General features: G+C 62.4%; 19 protein-coding genes and 1 pseudogene. 13 read left to right on the forward strand and 7 right to left on the reverse strand.

The features are described 5' to 3' along the window. Positions 1-86: 86 nt before the first annotated feature. From BR00_RS01830 to BR00_RS01845, 4 genes are all read right to left on the reverse strand, one after another. The gene (locus BR00_RS01830; protein WP_496475912.1) at positions 87-254 is read right to left on the reverse strand and encodes a hypothetical protein; all 168 of its coding nucleotides are present in this window, start codon (positions 252-254) and stop codon (positions 87-89) included. After that, a complete protein-coding gene (locus BR00_RS01835) occupies positions 251-433 on the reverse strand; it encodes a hypothetical protein (protein WP_496475913.1) in 183 nt (60 codons plus the stop codon). The genes BR00_RS01830 and BR00_RS01835 overlap by 4 nt, the downstream gene beginning before the upstream one ends. Before the next feature lie 113 nt (positions 434-546). Continuing rightward, positions 547-1,053, reverse strand: coding sequence for a GNAT family N-acetyltransferase (locus BR00_RS01840; RefSeq protein ID WP_496475914.1), 507 nt, complete (start codon positions 1,051-1,053; stop codon positions 547-549). Continuing rightward, positions 1,050-1,328, reverse strand: coding sequence for a type II toxin-antitoxin system TacA family antitoxin (locus BR00_RS01845; RefSeq protein ID WP_496475915.1), 279 nt, complete (start codon positions 1,326-1,328; stop codon positions 1,050-1,052). Before BR00_RS01845 ends, BR00_RS01840 begins: the two co-directional genes overlap by 4 nt. 243 nt (positions 1,329-1,571) lie before the next feature. Here BR00_RS01845 and BR00_RS01850 point away from each other — a divergent pair. From BR00_RS01850 to BR00_RS01860, 3 genes and pseudogenes are all read left to right on the forward strand, one after another. Next, a pseudogene (locus BR00_RS01850) lies at positions 1,572-1,701 on the forward strand (IS3-like element ISMtsp5 family transposase); the annotation flags it as partial. Positions 1,702-1,866: 165 nt separating this feature from the next. Next, positions 1,867-2,640, forward strand: coding sequence for a TSUP family transporter (locus tag BR00_RS01855; RefSeq protein WP_496475916.1), 774 nt, complete (start codon positions 1,867-1,869; stop codon positions 2,638-2,640). Positions 2,641-3,040: 400 nt separating this feature from the next. Then, positions 3,041-3,256, forward strand: a complete 216-nt coding sequence (locus tag BR00_RS01860; RefSeq protein WP_496475917.1) for a hypothetical protein — start codon at positions 3,041-3,043, stop codon at positions 3,254-3,256. On the opposite strand, the gene BR00_RS01865 is transcribed toward BR00_RS01860, so the two are convergent. Beyond that, the gene (locus BR00_RS01865; RefSeq protein WP_496475918.1) at positions 3,209-3,853 is read right to left on the reverse strand and encodes a 16S rRNA (guanine(527)-N(7))-methyltransferase RsmG; all 645 of its coding nucleotides are present in this window, start codon (positions 3,851-3,853) and stop codon (positions 3,209-3,211) included. The two genes, BR00_RS01860 and BR00_RS01865, sit on opposite strands and share 48 nt — an antisense overlap. Before the next feature lie 59 nt (positions 3,854-3,912). Here BR00_RS01865 and BR00_RS01870 point away from each other — a divergent pair, with 59 nt between their 5' ends. The 7 genes from BR00_RS01870 to BR00_RS01900 are packed head-to-tail and all read left to right on the forward strand — an operon-like array spanning position 3,913 to position 11,982. Further along, positions 3,913-4,842: an ACP S-malonyltransferase gene (locus BR00_RS01870; protein ID WP_496475919.1), complete on the forward strand. Its 930-nt coding sequence runs from the start codon at positions 3,913-3,915 to the stop codon at positions 4,840-4,842. Beyond that, a complete protein-coding gene (gene argS, locus BR00_RS01875) occupies positions 4,842-6,500 on the forward strand; it encodes an arginine--tRNA ligase (RefSeq protein ID WP_496475920.1) in 1,659 nt (552 codons plus the stop codon). Before BR00_RS01870 ends, argS begins: the two co-directional genes overlap by 1 nt. Positions 6,501-6,509: 9 nt before the next feature. After that, a complete protein-coding gene (locus BR00_RS01880; RefSeq protein WP_496475921.1) occupies positions 6,510-7,211 on the forward strand; it encodes an SPOR domain-containing protein in 702 nt (233 codons plus the stop codon). Positions 7,212-7,228: 17 nt separating this feature from the next. Then, positions 7,229-8,095 carry an agmatinase gene (gene speB, locus BR00_RS01885; protein ID WP_496475922.1) on the forward strand — a complete coding sequence of 289 codons (867 nt, stop codon included), beginning with the start codon at positions 7,229-7,231 and terminating at the stop codon, positions 8,093-8,095. Continuing rightward, positions 8,092-9,288, forward strand: a complete 1,197-nt coding sequence (locus BR00_RS01890) for a class I SAM-dependent RNA methyltransferase (RefSeq protein ID WP_496475923.1) — start codon at positions 8,092-8,094, stop codon at positions 9,286-9,288. The genes speB and BR00_RS01890 overlap by 4 nt, the downstream gene beginning before the upstream one ends. Before the next feature lie 10 nt (positions 9,289-9,298). Continuing rightward, complete coding sequence (locus tag BR00_RS01895) at positions 9,299-11,008, forward strand: long-chain-fatty-acid--CoA ligase (RefSeq protein ID WP_496475924.1); 1,710 nt, start codon at positions 9,299-9,301, stop codon at positions 11,006-11,008. 8 nt (positions 11,009-11,016) lie between these two features. After that, positions 11,017-11,982, forward strand: a complete 966-nt coding sequence (locus BR00_RS01900; protein ID WP_496475925.1) for a diguanylate cyclase domain-containing protein — start codon at positions 11,017-11,019, stop codon at positions 11,980-11,982. 77 nt (positions 11,983-12,059) lie between these two features. Here the strand turns inward: BR00_RS01900 and hcp are convergent, their stop codons facing one another. After that, positions 12,060-13,682 (reverse strand): hydroxylamine reductase, encoded by a 1,623-nt coding sequence (gene hcp / locus BR00_RS01905; protein ID WP_496475926.1) that lies wholly within the window; start codon positions 13,680-13,682, stop codon positions 12,060-12,062. A 287-nt stretch (positions 13,683-13,969) separates the two neighbouring features. Between hcp and BR00_RS01910 the strand changes: the two genes are divergently transcribed. From BR00_RS01910 to BR00_RS01920, 3 genes are read left to right on the forward strand one after another with little or no spacing between them, the layout of a single operon-like run. Further along, positions 13,970-14,761 (forward strand): undecaprenyl-diphosphate phosphatase, encoded by a 792-nt coding sequence (locus BR00_RS01910; protein WP_496476234.1) that lies wholly within the window; start codon positions 13,970-13,972, stop codon positions 14,759-14,761. Continuing rightward, positions 14,758-15,435 (forward strand): class IV adenylate cyclase, encoded by a 678-nt coding sequence (locus tag BR00_RS01915; RefSeq protein WP_496475927.1) that lies wholly within the window; start codon positions 14,758-14,760, stop codon positions 15,433-15,435. Before BR00_RS01910 ends, BR00_RS01915 begins: the two co-directional genes overlap by 4 nt. Next, the gene (locus BR00_RS01920; RefSeq protein ID WP_496475928.1) at positions 15,425-16,636 is read left to right on the forward strand and encodes an aminopeptidase; all 1,212 of its coding nucleotides are present in this window, start codon (positions 15,425-15,427) and stop codon (positions 16,634-16,636) included. The genes BR00_RS01915 and BR00_RS01920 overlap by 11 nt, the downstream gene beginning before the upstream one ends. A 97-nt stretch (positions 16,637-16,733) precedes the next feature. Here BR00_RS01920 and BR00_RS01925 read toward each other — a convergent pair whose 3' ends face one another. After that, positions 16,734-17,081 carry an Hpt domain-containing protein gene (locus BR00_RS01925; protein WP_496475929.1) on the reverse strand — a complete coding sequence of 116 codons (348 nt, stop codon included), beginning with the start codon at positions 17,079-17,081 and terminating at the stop codon, positions 16,734-16,736. Between the last annotated feature and the right edge of the window lie 9 nt (positions 17,082-17,090).

The following is a 17,090-nucleotide window of genomic DNA, read 5'->3' on the forward strand; positions in this document are numbered from 1 at the left end:
ATGTCTTTCCTCGTGCCTGGATGGTTTGGGAGTGCCCTTCGAGGCGGAAGGATAATGTTTGAGAAGCTCATATTCTGAGCCTGCCCTTAAAATTTTTTACCCTCTCTTTCCACTCCCTCACTTTGAGGATGTATCGCCACCGCCCTGCCGACGATTTGACGCAGGCTCACCGCCTGCGGCAGACGCTGCGAGAACTGCGCCCCGAGGCGCTTTTGCAGCGAGGCCCAATCCGCCTCAACCCGCAGCGTGATCATGGGCGTTTGTCTCGCTTGGGCTTGACCTGCTGTGCAGGCGGCTCAATGTTCGCTTTCGCTTCGGCAGCAATCGCCGCGCCGAGGGCGATCAGGGTCTGGGCGCGGGCTGCCTCGAGATCGAGCACGAGGCCAGCCGGCAGCGGGCGGTTGCCGAGGAACGCCGCCCGGGTGATGCGCACAAGCAGGAAGTCTCCAAAGCAAAACACCCACCAATCGGTGGGCGCACGAGGGGAAGCTTAGGGGTGAATGGTGCCTTGTGGTGACCCGAGGCGCAAGGGGGGCAAAACCGCCTTCACCCTGCGAGCAGCGCCTTGAGATCCTTGAGCATGAGGAAGAGGTGATAAGGATCGGTCGGGCTGGGCTCGAAGTCCCAGGACGCATACCACTGTCGCGCCGCTTCATCCTTGGCATGAACCAACAGGCAACGAATGCCCGCAATGTCTGCCGCCTGTGCGGTACGCAACAGCGCGTCCTTGAGCAGCGCCTTGCCTAGGCCTTTGCCTTGGTGATCCCGGTCTACCGCCAGTCGCGCCAGGATCATGACCGGCACCGGATGCCGGGCCAAGCCCTTCATGACGCGCTCGGGCGCATCCTGCGGCTCAACACTGCCAACCGCCAGACTGTAGAAACCCACGACCTTGCCGCTGAGACAACAAACGTAAGTCTGGGCGCTGTTGGCCTTCTGATTGACGAGGGCGTAGCGTTGCAGGAACTGGTTCAGCGCCGGTTGTCCGCAGTCGAAGTCTTCCGTCGAATCTAAAGGCGCGAGCTTGCGGATCGGTTCATAGGCTGCGCTCAACCCAGCACCCCGGGGTCACTGAGCAGTTGCTTCAAGCGCGGCTTGGTTTGCACCGGGCGCTCCAGCGCCTGCTCAAACGCTTGCCACTGCTGCTCATCCAACACAAAGCGACGGCGATCGGCCAGTGCCTGGTTGGCCGCGATCACCCCGGCGTCCAGCAGGAACTCGCTTACGCTCTTGTGGCAGCAACGTGCCGCTTCTTGCAGCAGCTGCTTGACCGCGCTGCTTGCGCGCACATCAATCCGCTCGGTTTTGGACAGACCTAAGGTGTTCATGATTCATCCCGTGCTCTTAAGTTGCTCTATGATAACGTCCGGACGTTGTCCTGACAAGCTCCCTCGCCGATAGTCAGAAAAAAAGCAACTGTTCTCAGCGCGGAAAACTCACGCCATCTTGTCTGGGGTATCCCCAGATCGACGCACTCCGCGCGCAAGGCTTCGGCCAAGAGTGTATCTCACCGCAGAGGGCCTATGGGATTTTCTCGCGACGACGAACTCTTGGCCACATAAGCCGCCTGCATCCAGCGTTCTCCATCCTTCGTCAGGGAGCCTCAAGGCAATGGGGTCGCGGAAGCGGTTCGTTCGGACCTTGAAGGAGAACCTGCTTTGGATTCGGAGGTTCGACACAGTGAAAAAACTTCGCCGTGCCTTTGGCCATATATAATACGGGGGTTGACATGTGACCTCATTCATCTGGATGGTACCCAAACCACTAGCGTGCCGCATGAAGGCTCTTAGCTGTTCCATGCATGGGTGCAGGCAGCACGAACAAAACGAAATCATGACGGATTGAAAACAAATATAGGGAGATTGGATGGATATCTTGATTATTTCTGCTGTTGCTCTGGGAGCTTCTTTGCTGACGCTTTTTTCTGGTTTTGGTCTAGGGACACTGCTTATGCCTGTGGTGGCGCTCTTTTTCCCCATAGAGATGGCAATCGCCGTCACCGCGATAGTGCATCTTGCCAATAATTTGTTCAAACTGGCACTGCTTGGAAAAAAGGCAAACCCTTCCGTCCTGGTGCGTTTTGGGATTCCGGCAGTCGTCTGCGCCTTTCTCGGGGCAGGGCTTCTTGGGTGGCTCTCGGAAATCCCACCTATCTTGCAGTACTCGGCCTTGGGGGCGCCGCGCTCTGTCTCTCCCATCAAGCTCGTGGTGGGCATCCTCATTGTGATGTTTGTGGCTCTGGAGCTGTGGCCGCGGTTTTCTTCTCTTGCGCTTCCCCCCAAGTACCTCCCCTATGGAGGCATGATCAGCGGTTTTTTCGGGGGGCTCTCGGGGCATCAAGGGGCATTTCGGAGCATGTTTCTTTTGAAGGCGGGTCTGGACAAGGAATCCTTCGTGGCCACAGGCGTAGTGCTTGCCGTCATGGTGGATGTTTCCCGTATGCTTGTGTATGGATGGGAATTTTTTGAAAATCCAAAAAGTATTCAGTGGAATTTGGTCATCTTTGCCAGTGCTTCTGCATTTGCTGGAGCGTTTATCGGCTCTCGAATGCTGAAAAAGATACAAATACGCTCGATCCAAGTTTTGGTATCTATGTTTCTCGTTACCGTTTCCATTGGTTTTATTTTTGGCATACTCTAAGATTGTGGCAATGCATATCCGTGGCCATGAAGTGCAATTGTGTGGATGGTCCTTGGATGTGCACTTTATGGTCATCCCCATATGGAAAATCGTCTCCAAGGCGGGGTGTTCTGGGGCTTGGTTGTCGCTGTTCGTTGTCTCTCGTCGGTATCGTGGCATCGTGGATTTTTGCCTGGAGCATATAGCGCCGGGATGGTGCCAGGCGGGAATGATGTCGCGGCCGCACTGCTCGGCACAGGGGTTCCTTGGCCCCGCACTGGGTACTTGCGGCCGAGGGTGTGCGTCACGCTGGGTGGCCTTTGGCTCCGAGTTTAAAGAAGAAGGCGGTTGCGGACAGGGGGCTTGCGCTCTTTGACGCCTGCCTTAGGCTGTGGCAGGGGCCCACTGCCGGGAGGGACACATGCTCAACGAACGATTTTTGGCGGAGCTGGAAGACTACATTCGCTCTGGCCGTCTCGAAGAGGACTATGGCTACAGCGCCGAGGACCGCAAGATGGAGATCCTCGACTTTTTGGAGCGGCTCATGGATCTGGCCGAAGAGGCCGATCGGGTGGCCACCCGGCTGCTTTTACCCAAGATTTCCGCCTTCGTGCCCCCGCCAGGTCACGAGGAGTAATTGCTGGCGCTGGGCGCGCGCGGTGTAGGTGTGCGTGCGGGCAAGCACATAGTCGTTGGGCAGTGTGAGGTCCTGGCGCGTCATCAGGAGAAGCGTGCCGCCTGGGCGCAGGACGCTGCGGGCTGCGGCGAGCAGCTCAGGCGGCGGTAAAAAGGCGCGGGCAAGCACCAGGTCTGCGTGGCGGAGCTCCGGGGGCAGTTCTTCCATACGGCAGGCCGCCACCTTTGTGCGGGAAAGTCCGAGCTCCACCACGGCCTGGCGCAGAAACACGCTGCGTTTGTGGCGCGGCTCCACCAGGACGTAGTCCCCCTGTTTCCAGAAAAGGCGCAGCGGGATGCCGGGGAGTCCGGCGCCGGCGCCGAGATCCAGAGTAAGCCGGGGAGACTGGTCCCAGCGGTGAAGGACGTCCGCCACATGCCAGGAGTCCTGCGCCAATTCCAGCATGGCGCGCCAGTGGCGGGCTCCCACGAGGTTCATGCGCGTGTTCCAAAGCGACAAAAGGGAGAGGTAGCGGACAAGACCCTGGGCTTCCTGGGGCGTGAGCTGGCGTCCCAGGGCGCGGGCCGCGGACTCCATTTCGGACAGGGAGATGGGCATGGGCTTTACCTCGGGGCGGCGCCTCGCTAGAACACCGCAGTTTTTTTGAGGAGGATCCAGTGCAGCATGCAATTCTCTTTCCCGGTCAAGGCTCGCAAGAAGCGGGCATGGGCCGGGATGTGGCCGAAACCTGGCCGGAAGCCATGGATTTGTGGAAGCAGGCGGAGCGCATCAGCGGCCTTGCCTTGCGGGAGATATACTGGGATGGCGACGCGCAGGCCATGAGCTCCACCCGCGCCTTGCAGCCGGCCTTGACTGTTGTCAACGTCACCCTGTGGGCCAAGGCCCGGGAAAAGATTTCACCTTTGCTGGCCGCAGGTCATAGTTTGGGGGAATGGAGTGCCTTGGCGGCAGCCGGGGTGCTTTCCGCCACCGAGGTGCTTGAAGCCGTGAGTCTTCGAGGTCGGCTCATGGAAGAAGCGGCCGCCGCGCGCCCTGGGGCCATGGCTGCGGTGCTCAAGCTCCCGCTGGAGGCGGTTTGCGCCATCGTGGATACGGTGGCCCAGGACACCGGAGCGGTGGTGCGCATCGCCAATTACAATACGCCGCAGCAGCATGTAGTCAGCGGTGAGCGGACCGCGGTGGAGGCCGTGTGCGCCCTGGTCAAGGAGCGTAAAGGCCGCAGCGTGATGCTGCCGGTGTCCGGTCCTTTCCATACACCGCTCTTGGCCGAGGCCGCGGCGGAGTTTGCCCGCTATTTGGAGCGTCTTTCGTGGCGGGAGCCGGCATTTCCCGTGGTGCTCAACACCACGGGGGCGGCGGCGCACACAGCGGCGGCCATCTTCCCGGCCATGCAGGAGCAGATGACGGCTTCGGTGCATTGGTACCAGGGAATCGGCGCTATGGCGGACTTGGGGGCGCGGTCGTTTGTGGAGATCGGCCCCAAGGGAGTGCTTTCGCGTATGGTGGGACAGATCATCGATGATCCGGAAGTTCGGTCCGCGTGCATCAGCACCTTGGACCAATTGGCAGCATGGGAGGAAGCGTGATGCGCGCACGGACTTTTGTGGAGGCGGCCCTCAAGCAGGCCGTCCATGATTTGGGCTGGACCTGGCCGGAGAAGGCCACCATCGAGGCCCCCAAGCGTCCGGAACACGGGGACATGGCCACCAACGTGGCCATGGTGCTTCCCAAGGAAGCCGGAAGCAACCCGCGCGCCCGCGCCCAGGCCCTGCAGGAGCGTTTGCTTGCTTCGTGCGCGGACGATTTGGCGGCGGTGGACGTGGCCGGGCCGGGTTTTCTCAACCTCACGTTGTCGCCGGCCTTTTGGCAGGGGACTGTTGCCCGGGTACTTCAGGATGCCAATTTTGGCGCCTCGTCATTGGGGCAGGGCAAAAAAGCGCAGGTGGAGTATGTTTCCGCCAACCCCACGGGCCCGCTGCACATTGGCCATGGCCGTGGGGCTGCGGTGGGGGATGCCTTGGCGCGTATCCTGCGGTTTGCCGGCTATGTAGTGCATACCGAGTACTACTTGAACGACGCCGGCCGCCAGATGCGATTGTTGGGGCTTTCGGTCTGGGTGCGCTACCAGCAGTTGTGTGGCCGTCAGGTCCCCTTCCCGGAAGACGGCTATCAGGGCGACTACATTGGTGACATCGCCGCTCGCATTCGTCAGGAGCGCGGTGATGAACTCCTGACCTGGAGTGAGGAGGACGCCCGGGAGCTGTGCTACCAGGAGGGCATGAACGAGATCCTGGCCGGCATTCGCCATGACCTGGAGGTCTTCCGCGCCGAGCACCAGGTGTGGTTTTCGGAAAAGAGCCTGGTGGAGGCCGGCGTGGTGGAGGCCACCTTGGCAGACCTGCAGGCCAAAGGTCTGGCCTACGAAAAGGATGGGGCGCTGTGGTTTGCCTCCAGCCGCTTTGGCGACGACAAAGACCGCGTGCTGCGCAAGTCCGACGGATCGCTCACCTATTTTGCCTCGGACATCGCCTACCACGCCCACAAGATCGGCCGTGGCTTTGACCTGATGATCGACGTCTGGGGCGCGGACCACCACGGGTACATACCGCGCATGAAGGCCGCAGTGGCGGCTTTGGGCCGGGATCCGGAGTGCTTGCAGGTCATCTTGGTGCAGCTCGTCAACCTCTTGCGCGATGGCCAGCAGATCGCCATGTCCACTCGTGCCGGCACCTTCGAGACCTTGGCGGACGTCTGCGCCGAGGTGGGGGTGGACGCGGCCCGCTTTCTTTTCTTGTCCCGCAAAAGCGACGCCCACCTGGATTTCGACCTGGAAGTGGTCAAGCGCCAGTCCATGGACAATCCCGTATTCTACGTCCAATACGCCCACGCCCGCATCTGTTCCTTGCAGCGCAAAGCGCGCGAGATGGGCATCGCCCTGCCGGAGGTGGCGGATCCGACACTGCTGGGTCTGCTTGCCACCGCCGAAGACAAAGCGCTCCTCAAGGCCCTCGACGCCTTTGGCGATGCGGTGGAGCTCGCCGCCCGCACCCTTTCGCCGCACCACATCAGCTACTACCTCATGGACTTGGCCGGGCAGTTGCATCGCTACTACACAGAGCACCCGGTGCTTTCCGTGGAAGATGCCGGACTGCGGGATGCGCGGCTTTTGCTTTTGGAAGCCGTGCGGCGGGTGCTTGCCCGTGGGTTGGATCTCCTTGGGGTGGACGCCCCGCTGCGGATGTAGACGATGGGTATGCGGCGTCCTGCTCCCGCATCTTCCTCCGCCAAAAAAAGTGGTGGTATCTCGGTCCGCCTGGGGCTGCCGGGGCTGACGGCCGTGGCGGTGCTGGTGGTGGTGGGCATGGCCTGGTCTTTCATCCTCGGGGTGGTGGTGGGGCGCGGCCATCATCCGGAGCAGGTGGTGGAAGAGGTGGTGCGCCAGGCCTTGCCTGCACCGGAGAACACCACGGCCAACGCCACGGTGCTGCGGCCGGAAGAGTTGCAGTTCTTCGAAAAGCTCCACCGCATGCCCGTGGAACAAGCGGCTGCCCCCGCAGAGTCCAAGACGGCCGCTGCGGCGTCGGCGGCCAAAGCCAAGCCTTCTGCCAAAAAGAGTGTTGCCGCGCGCAAGGACGGAGAAAAGCCGCAGGCATCGTCCTCGGCCCGCGCCCCTTCCCCCACGGAGGGGCCGCAGCCGCAATTCGTGTTCGAATACCAGTTGGCGGCCTTGGACAGCGCCGCCGATGCCGAGGCCATGGTGCAGCGGCTCAAAGCGGCCCATGTGGAGGCCCGGGTGAGCAAGGCGAGTTCGCAGGGAAAAACGTGGTACCGGGTACTCGTGTGTCATCGCGGTGTTGTGGAGACCGCCCTGGAGTTCAAGGAGTACTTGAAGAGAAGCGGCTTTACGGACATCGTGCTCCGCTCCCGCCAGCCGCTGGATACGCCCAAAAACTAGTAGGGTAGGAAAACGCTATGGAATGCTTTGATCTCCACGGCCTGCCGCGGGGGCGTCGTATCACGGTGCTTCCGGTGCCTTTTGAAGGCGCGGTGAGTTACGGCCAGGGTGCGGCCTTGGGACCGCAGGCGTTTTTGGAAGCCACCATGCAGATCGAGTCCTACGACCCCCAGCTCGACCGGGACCTTTCGGATTTGGCGCATTTCACCGTGCTCCCTCCGGTCACCGGCGCGGACGCCGCCATGGTGCACGCTGCCATGCAGGAGGTCTTGGCCGCCCTGGATCCCTCTGCAGACACTGTGCTGCTCGTCGGCGGTGACCACAGCGTGTCGTTGCCGCTCATGGCCTGGTACCATGCCGCGTTTACGGACATGGTCATCCTGCACCTGGACGCCCATGCGGATTTGCGCGAGCAGTACCAGGGATCTTCCTTGTCCCACGCCTGCATCATGGCCCGGGCCCGGCAGTTGGGCATCCCCATCTTTCAGCTGGGCATCCGTTCGGTATGTCCGGAGGAGATGGCGGTGATCCGCACGAGCGCTCACGGGGAGTTGCAGACGCGCTTTGCCTGGGAGCTCGAATCCCCCGAGGCGGAAGCCGCGCGGGTGCGGGCCTTTGTGGGGGCGCGGCCCGTGTATGTCTCCTTGGACGTGGACGCCCTTGATCCGAGCCTGCTGCCGGGGACCGGTACCCCGGAGCCCGGCGGGATCGAGTACCGCTGGTTGCAGGAATTCTGGCGGCATTTGTGGATGGGGGGCGGCCCTCGTCTGTTGGGCCTGGACGTGTGCGAACTGGCGCCCCTGCCGGGTTCGCAGGTTTCTCAGTCCGTGACGGCCAAGGTCGTGCACCGCATGTTGGTCGCCTGGCTTGGGGCAGAACAGTGACGGAGCCGGCCGCCAGCCGCGCGGACGCCGCTGATGTTCTCACGCTCACCGTGGAGCGCCTCGCTTGGCGGGGGCGCGGGGTAGCGCGGCCTGCCGGGCTGCCGGTGGTGCTCGTCGAACCGGGGGTGCTGCCGGGGGAAACCATCCAGGCGCGGGTGACGGCACGCAAGAAGGATTATTGGCAGGCGCAGGCAGAAGCCATTGAAAAGCCTTCGCCGTGGCGGGTTCCCCATCCCTGCCCCCATGCCGACCGCTGCGGGGGCTCACCTTTTGGAATAGTGGAGCCCACTGCCGCCGTGGAGCTGAAGGCGGAACTTTTGCGTCACACCATGCGCCGCGCCTTGGGGCAGGCCGCGGAGTCTGCAGTCAGCCGCCTTGCCGTGATCCCGAGCCCCAGCCCGTGGGGGTACCGCTTTCGCGCCCAGGTGCATGTGGCGGCGGGAAAAGCCCATTTTCGGGCCTTGGGCTCGCACCAATTGGTGCCGTTGTCCCGGTGCCTGCTGTTGGCGGAGCCGCTTGACGCCGCCTTGGCCCAGGTGGCCTCGCGTCTGCCTGAAGGCCGGCATACCATTGCGGCAAGTCCGGTGGATGGGGCGGTGCTGGCGCACACCGACCCAGGTGAGATCCGCGTCGCCCTGCCAGGATGCGGCGAAGTTGGGGTGCCGCCTGGGGTCTTTTTTCAAGCCAACCAGCTGCTCAATCCCGCCCTGGTGCAGGCGGTCCTGGGGTGGACGGCGCAATCCTTGCGCGTGGTGGACCTTTTTGCCGGAGCGGGGAACTTCGCCCTTCCCCTGGCCGCCTGCGGCCATGAGGTGCTTGCCCTGGAGTCTTCGGGTCCTGGGGTCGAAGCAGGCAGGCGCAATGCCCGGCGTTTGGGTTTGGAGGCCCGGGTGCGCTGGCTCGAAGCAGACCTGCACCGTGGCCTTCCTGCAGCGCTCACGCGCTTTGCCCCCGAGGCCGTGGTGGTGGACCCGCCGCGCATCGGGGCCAAGGGACTGGCCGCGGCGCTTGCGCGTATGCCGAGCGTGCGGCAAGTGGTGTGGATTTCCTGCGATGTGGTCAACTCGTTGCGCGATGTGCGGCCGCTTTTGGCAAGCGGCTTTGCGCTCGGCGAAGTCACGCTTTTTGATATGTTTCCCGGCACCTGGCACATGGAAGTGGCCATGGTGTGCCGGCGCCAATCACTCGATTGAGGACGCATCTATGATTGAAGAACATATGACCCGGCCCTGGCTTGCCCATTACGATCCGCAAGTTCCTCCACGGTTGCGTTACGAAAATCTTCCCCTGTATGCATTTTTGGAGCGCAGCGCCGAGCGGTTTCCCCGCCGCACCGCGGTGCGTTTCCACAATTGGTCCGTTACCTACAGCCGTTTCAAAACATTGGTGGACTTTGCCGCAGCCCATCTCAAGGCTTCCGGTGTCCGAGCCGGGGACCGGGTGGCCATCATGCTTCCCAATTCGCCCCAATGCCTCATCTCGTACTGGGCATGCCTGAAACTCGGCGCAGTGGTGGTCATGACCAACCCGCTCTATATGGAAAAAGAGCTCGTGCACCACTTTACCGATTCCGGCGCCAGTACGCTGATTACTGTGGACTTGCTGTGGAAACGCATTGCGCCGCTGCGTCCCCGCCTGCCCCTTGCCCGTATCTTCGTGACTTCCATGGCCGATTGCTTGGGGTTCCCGCTCAACTTCCTCTACCGCTTCAAGGCCCGGCGCGAGCATGGGCTGCCTGCCATCCCCTATGATGGCCACAGTGTGTTTCCGTGGAAAACGCTGCTTTCCCGAACCACTCCGGAGCCCGCACACCCGGTAAATCCACACAAGGACCTCGCACTCTTGCAGTACACCGGAGGAACCACAGGGTTTCCCAAGGGAGCTATGCTTTCACACGCCAACTTGAGCGCCAATGCCCAGCAATGCCGCGCTATTTTGCATTCCATTCGCGACGATGGTGAAGTCGTGCTGGGGGTATTGCCGTTTTTTCACATCTATGGGCTGACCGTGTGTGTGAATTTCGGCACTCTCATTGGTGCCACGGTGCTGCCGCTCCCCAAATTCGATCCTCGGGAGACGCTCAAAACCATCCACAAATACAAGCCCACCATCTTCCCCTGCGCGCCGTCGATCTTTATCGCCTTGCTGCAGCAAAAGAAACTCGAACACTACGACCTCTCGTCCATCCGCTATTGCATTTCCGGATCTGCACCCATGCCCACCGCAGTGATGGAACGCTTTCGGAGCCTTACCGGGGCGCACATCGTGGAGGGCTACGGCTTGACGGAGGCATCGCCGGTGACCCATCTCAATCCCCTGGAAGGGGTACGCAAGCCGGGGAGTATCGGGTTGCCTTTTCCCGACACGGACGCCGCCATTGTGGACATGGAGTTGGGAACCATCCCCGTGCCGCCGGGTAAGGTCGGCGAGCTGGTCATTCGCGGGCCGCAGGTCATGCAGGGCTATTGGAAGCGTCCTGACGAGACGGCCAGCGTGCTGCGCAACGGTTGGCTCTACACCGGGGATATCGCCACCATGGATGAAGAAGGCTATTTCTTTATCGTGGACCGCAAGAAGGATCTCATCATCAGCGGCGGCTACAACGTCTATCCGCGAGAGATCGATGAAGTCCTGCACGAACACCCTGCAGTAAAAGAAGCAGTGACTGTTGGCGTACAGCATGCAACGCGAGGCGAGATCATCAAGGCGTACATCGTCCTCAAAGAAGGCTATAGCGCGACGAAAGCGGAGATCGTTGCCTTTTGCCGGGAAAAGCTCGCTAATTACAAAGTCCCCAAGCAGGTGGAGTTCCGCGATGAGCTCCCCAAGACCTTGGTGGGTAAAGTCCTGCGCCGCGCCATTCGTGAGGAAGAAGAACGTAAGGGCCCGGATACGTCCGAGCTCGTGGAATAGGAGGGGCTATGACCTGCGCCCAAGATGGACGACAATGTATTTTGCTCGTGGAGGACGACAAAGTCACCCGAGAAGCCATCCGCTCCATCCTTCAGGATACGTATGTCTTCGTGGACGCATCCACGGCCGAGGAGGCGCTGCGTCTGTTGCGCCAGGGTTTGAATCCGGATTTGGTCCTTTTGGATGTGCGCCTTCCGGACATGGATGGCTACAGCCTGTTCGAGCGGCTGCGCAACGAAGGTTTCGTCCGGGATATGCTGGTGATCTTCCTTACCGGGCAATGGGGGGAGGCGGACGAAGCCAGGGGCCTGGGGTTGGGTGCAGTGGACTATATCCGGAAGCCGGTGAGCGCTCCGGTCTTGCGTGCCCGCATCCACAACCATCTTCAGCTCAAGCGCCATCGGGACATGCTGCTCGACCTGTCGCATTTGGACGGGCTGACCAACATCCCCAACCGTCGGCGCCTGGATGAGGTCTTGGCCCGGCAATGGGCCTTGGCCGGCCGCAAAAACACCTCCATGGCCTTGCTCTTTGTGGATATCGACCACTTCAAGGCGTATAACGACACCTACGGCCACCTGGCCGGGGACGACTGTTTGCGGCAGGTGGCCCGCGTCCTTTTCAGCTCCGTGAAGCGGCCATGTGATCTGGTGGCGCGCTTTGGCGGTGAGGAATTCGTCGCGCTCTTGCCGGAAACGGATCTTGCCGGGGCGCGGAATGTGGCCGAGCGTATACGGCGCTCGGTGGAGGCGCTTGGGATTCCCCATGCATCTTCTCCCGTGGCCCCGCAGGTGACGGTGTCGGTGGGGGGATGTGTGTGCGAAGCGTGCGGCCGTTTCTTGGCGGAAGCCATGCTCGCCTGTGCAGACGAGGCCCTGTACGCGGCCAAGACCGCCGGACGTAACCGAGTATCGATGCGTCTGCTTTCGGAGGCCTCCGACGGCAGTCCGCAGTGCCTGCCTGCAGCGACATGAATGCCCGGCCCCCTCGGAGGAGCCGGGCAAACGGTTCGCAGTGGCCCGCTGCCGCATGCGCGGCGGGCGTTGCATGACTAGCCGAGAATGGCCTTGAGGTCTTCGTCCGGGGTGGAGACCGGCTTGATGTCGAAGCTCTTCACCAAGGTGTCCAGCACCGCCGGAGAGACGAAGGCCGGCAGGCTCGGCCCCAAGCGGATGCCTTTGATGCCGAGAGAGAGCAGCGTGAGCAGGATGGCCACGGCCTTCTGCTCGTACCAGGACAGCACCATGGACAACGGCAGATCGTTCACACCGCAGCCAAAGGCGTTGGCCAGGGCCACGGCGATCTGGATGGCGGAGTAGGCGTCGTTGCACTGGCCTACGTCCAAAAGCCGCGGGATGCCGCCGATATCTCCCAAGTTCTTGTCGAAGAAGCGGAACTTGCCGCAGGCCAGAGTGAGCACCACGCAGTCCTGGGGCACCTTTTCTACGAATTCCGTGTAGTAGTTGCGGCCGGGCTTGGCGCCGTCACAGCCGGCCACCAGGAAGAAGTGGCGGATGGCACCCTTCTTGACGCCGTCGATGACCTTGTCCGCCACCGAGAGCACGGCGTTGCGGGCAAACCCCACCATGACCGAGCCCTTGTCTTCGTCCGCGGCAAAGCCGGGGAGCTCCAGGGCCTTTTGGATGACCGGGGTGAAGTCCTTGGTGCCGTCGGGCCGGGCGTCGATGTGCGCCACCCCGGGCCAGCCCACCAGCCCGGTGGTGAAGATGTTTTCCTGATAGCTGGGGGCGGGCTTTTGGATGCAGTTGGTGGTCATGAGGATGGCGCCGGGGAAGGCGGCGAACTCCTTCTGCTGGTTCTGCCAGGCCGTGCCGTAGTGGCCGTAGAAGTGGGGATGCTTCTTGAGCTCGGGGTAGCCGTGGCAGGGGAGCATCTCGCCATGGGTGTAGACGAAGATACCCTTGCCGGCAGTCTGCTCCAGCAGCATGGCAAGGTCGCGCAGGTCGTGGCCGGAGACTAGGATGGCCTTGCCCGCCTTGTGGCCCAAAGGCACGGACGTGGGGACCGGGTGTCCGTAGGTGCCGGTGTTGGCGGCGTCCAAGAGCTCCATGGTGCGCAGGTTCACCTGGCCGCATTCCATGCAGAGGTTCACCAACTCCTCCAGGCCGAGATTTTTGCCCAGGGCCAGGAGTCCTTTTTCCAGGAAGGCGTACACGACATCGTCCTGCTGGCCGAGGAGGGCGGCGTGATCCGCGTAGGCGGCGACGCCTTTCATGCCGTAGAGCAGGGTCTGCTTGAGGGAGCGCAGATCCGGGTGGCTGTCGAAGGTGTCGATGCCGTGGGCTTCGCCCTGGGCGACGAGGCCGGCGGTGTCCGGGGCCGGGGTGAAGGTCCCTGCCGGAGTCGAAAGGGTCGCTTGGGCCGCGCCGGCCAGAGTGTCCCGCCGGCGTACGATTTCCTGAATGAGGGCCGGGAAACGGTCGGGGTCGAAGTCCACGTTGGTGAGGGTGGAGAATAGGGCTTGGCTGAGAAAGTGGCCTGTGTCGCCAAGGTCGACCCCTGCGGTCCGGGCAGCCTGGGCGGCTTCGGCCAGCCCCTGGCAGGCAAAGACCGTAAGATCTTGCAATGCCGCCACGTTCGCTTCTTTCCCACACACGCCGATCTTGGTGCAGCCGGTGCCTTTGGCGGTCTGCTCGCATTGATTACAGAACATGAGTCCTCCTTGGGTTGAGGTGATTGTGTTACGCTGTGGCCCCCTTTTGAGAGATGGGGCTGTTTTGGGCCTTGATCTAAATCAAAAACAATTTTTTTTCTAGGACAATCTTGGACTGGCCTTTGGAAGGCCGCGTTTTTTCGTCTTCAATGGACATGCCCCAAGTCTTCGTGGGGTGTCATGTGCATTATCCGCTTCATTGTCTAGTAGCCGTCGCGCTCCGTAGCCGTCGCGCTCCGTTGACCTTGGCCGAGGGGGGCGCTAGGGGCCTTGGCCTTGGAGGACGCATCATGGAACTTCTTTGGGCGGCGCTTCTGGGGTTCGTGGAAGGAATCACGGAGTTTCTCCCCGTGTCTTCCACCGGGCATCTCATCGTGGTGGGGCATCTGCTCGGCTTTACCGGACCCAAGGCCGAGACCTTCGAGGTCGCCATCCAACTGGGGGCCATTGCTGCGGTGGTGGTGCTCTACTGGCCGCTATTCTGGGGGTTGGTGCGGCCTTCCGGGCGGCGGCGCTTTGCCGGCGTGCGCGGGATGCTGCTCCTTTTCCTGACGACCCTGCCGGCCTGCGTGCTGGGGCTTTTGCTCCACAGCACAATCAAAGGGCTTTTTTTTCCGCTCTCCGTGGCTGCGGCCTTGGCGGCCGGGGCCGTGGTCATGCTGGCGGTGGAGTCGCGGGCCCCGCGGGTGCGGGTGTGGGACGTGGACGCCGTGTCCGCCCGCGATGCGCTTTGGGTGGGCTTCTGGCAATGTCTGGCCCTGTGGCCGGGGTTTTCCCGCTCTGCGGCCACCATCATGGGGGGGATGATGCTGGGGTTTTCGCGCAAGGTGGCGGCAGAGTACTCCTTTTTGGCCGCAGTGCCGGTGATGGTGGCGGCCACGGGCTACGACTTGTGGAAGAGCCGGGAATTTTTGTCCCTGGCGGACCTGCCGCTTTTCGGGGTCGGCTTCGTGGTGGCTTTCGTGAGCGCGTGCGTGGCGATTCGTGTTTTCCTCCATGTGGTGGGCAGCACCAGCTTTCGGCCCTTTGCTCTGTACCGGCTGGTCGTGGCCGCCGTGGTCTGGGGGGTGTGGCGATGAAACAGGAAGTGGAAGCCAAGTGCGCGGTGGAGGATATTCGCGCGGTGGAGGCCCGTGTGCAGACCATGGGCACACTCGTGGTGCCCTGGGAGTTTGAGGCCAATGTGCTCTGGGACTTTCCGCACGCGCCGCTTGGTAAGGCAGGGCGGCTGCTGCGCCTGCGCCACAGCGGCGCTGGCACGTTTTTGACCTACAAGGAGCCGGTGCCGGGGGCGCGCGCCGGGATCAAGACCATGGCAGAGACCGAGACCTCGGTGGCGGACCCTGCGGCCATGAGCTGCATGCTGGATCGGTTGGGACTTACGCCCGTGTGGCGCTACGAGAAATTCCGCAGCGTCTGGCGGGTGCCGACGGCAAGCGGCCCGGCAGGGGTGTGTCTGGACATCGTGCCGTGCGGCCAATTTGTGGAGGTGGAGGCCGAGGCTGCGGCCATCGCCGAGGTGTTTTCCGCACTGCACCTCACCTGGGGGGCGGAGGCTTCGCGTACCTACCGGGACTTGTTCGTCGATGCCTTGGCGGCGCAGGGTTTGCCGTCGGATACGCCCATGATTTTTTCTCTGGAAGCCAAGGAGGCGTGGGCGCGTGCCTTGGGTGTGGATCTGCCCCCAGGAGACCCTTTCTGCCTGCGTGATTGTGGTAAAAATGGATGCGTAACGGAGGAGGATGATGGATAGCCTGACCCTGGAGCGCTACGCTCGGGTACTCGTGTGGGGCATGAAGGCGGCCCGCAGGGAGCCTTTGGCTCCGGGTGCGGTGATTTTGGTCCGGGCGGACCTTGGGGCCGTGGACTTGGCCTGCGCCGTACAGCGGGAACTCATGCGTCAAGAGATGCATGCCGTGGTGCGGTTGATGCCGCCAAGTACGCTGGAGCGTGGTTTTTATGAGGAGGCCCAGGATCGGCATCTTGCTTTTCGTGTCCCCGGCGACCAGGAGCTCTTCCAAAACCTCGACGGTCTCATCTCTCTGTTGGCGCCGGATTCCAACACCCACTTGCGCGGCATTGCGCCTGCCAAGATCGCTGCCATGGCCCGTACCCGCAAGTATCTGCGGGACATCATGGAAACGCGGGAAGCCCAAGGGGTTTTTGGCTGGACTTTGTGCCTCATGCCCACGGACGCCTTGGCTCGGGACGCAGGACTCTCTCCGGAGGAGTACGAGGCGGAGATCGTCCGCGCCGCTTACCTGGACGACGCGGACCCAGTGGCCCGCTGGGAGGCCACGTACCGCCAGGCCCAGCGCGTCAAGGCATGGCTCAACGCCCTGGATCTGGTGCGGGTGCAGGTGCGCTCGGCATCGATGGATCTCACTGTCGGCATTGGCGCCTTACGGCAGTGGATCGGGGTCACCGGACACAATATCCCCAGCTTCGAGCTCTTTCTCTCTCCGGACTGCCGCGAGACCCGCGGGGTGTACTACGCGGATCAGCCCTCCTACCGCAGCGGCAACCTGGTGCGCGGGGTAACCCTGCAGTTTGAAGACGGCCGCTGCGTTGCGGTGCGCGCCGAGGAGGGGGAGGAATTCGTGCGCTCCCAACTCGCCATGGATGAGGGGGCCAGCCGTTTGGGTGAGTTCTCCCTGACGGACAAGCGGTTTTCCCCTATCCGCCGTTTCATGGCCCATACCTTGTTCGACGAGAACTTCGGGGGCGAGCACGGCAATTGCCATATCGCCGTGGGCGCTTCCTATAGCGACACTTATGCCGGAGATCCCCACGAACTCACTGCCCAGCGGCGCGCGGAACTCGGCTTCAACGACTCCGCCCTGCACTGGGACTTGGTCAACACCGAGCCCAAGACCGTCATCGGGACGCGCCGCAATGGCGAGCAGGTGCTTGTGTACGAGAACGGGATGTTCGCGTGCGAACTTGATGGATAAGGCCGCCCATGCGTCGGCGACGCACGAGCGACCGGAACGGTGGAAGGTGCCTCTGGAAGCGGCCCGGGATGTTGGAAGACAAGTATCTTATGGCCGCCTATGCCGCAGCGCAAAAGGCTTCCATGGCGGCCAGAGTTTCCGGAGCCAGAGATTGTACTTGGGCATAGGCCGCCTCCATGGCGGCCGTATCGTCTGCCTTGGCGGCCATCTCCAGGCCCATGGCCGCCTGCTGCAGGGCAATGGCCCCTACCGTGGCGGACGATCCTTTGATGGAGTGGGCCAGCCGTTCCACCTGATAGGTTTCGTGCGCGGCCCACGCTGCTTCCAGGGCAGCGAGCTTCTTGGGGGTTTCTTCCAGGTAGAGCCGGAAGAGGTTGGCGAGCAGGCTGCGGTCCCCCGCGAGGCGGGCGAGGGTCTGGTCGATGGTGAGCAGGTCTTGGGACATGGAAGACTC

The organism is Thermodesulfomicrobium thermophilum DSM 16697, assembly GCF_059568695.1.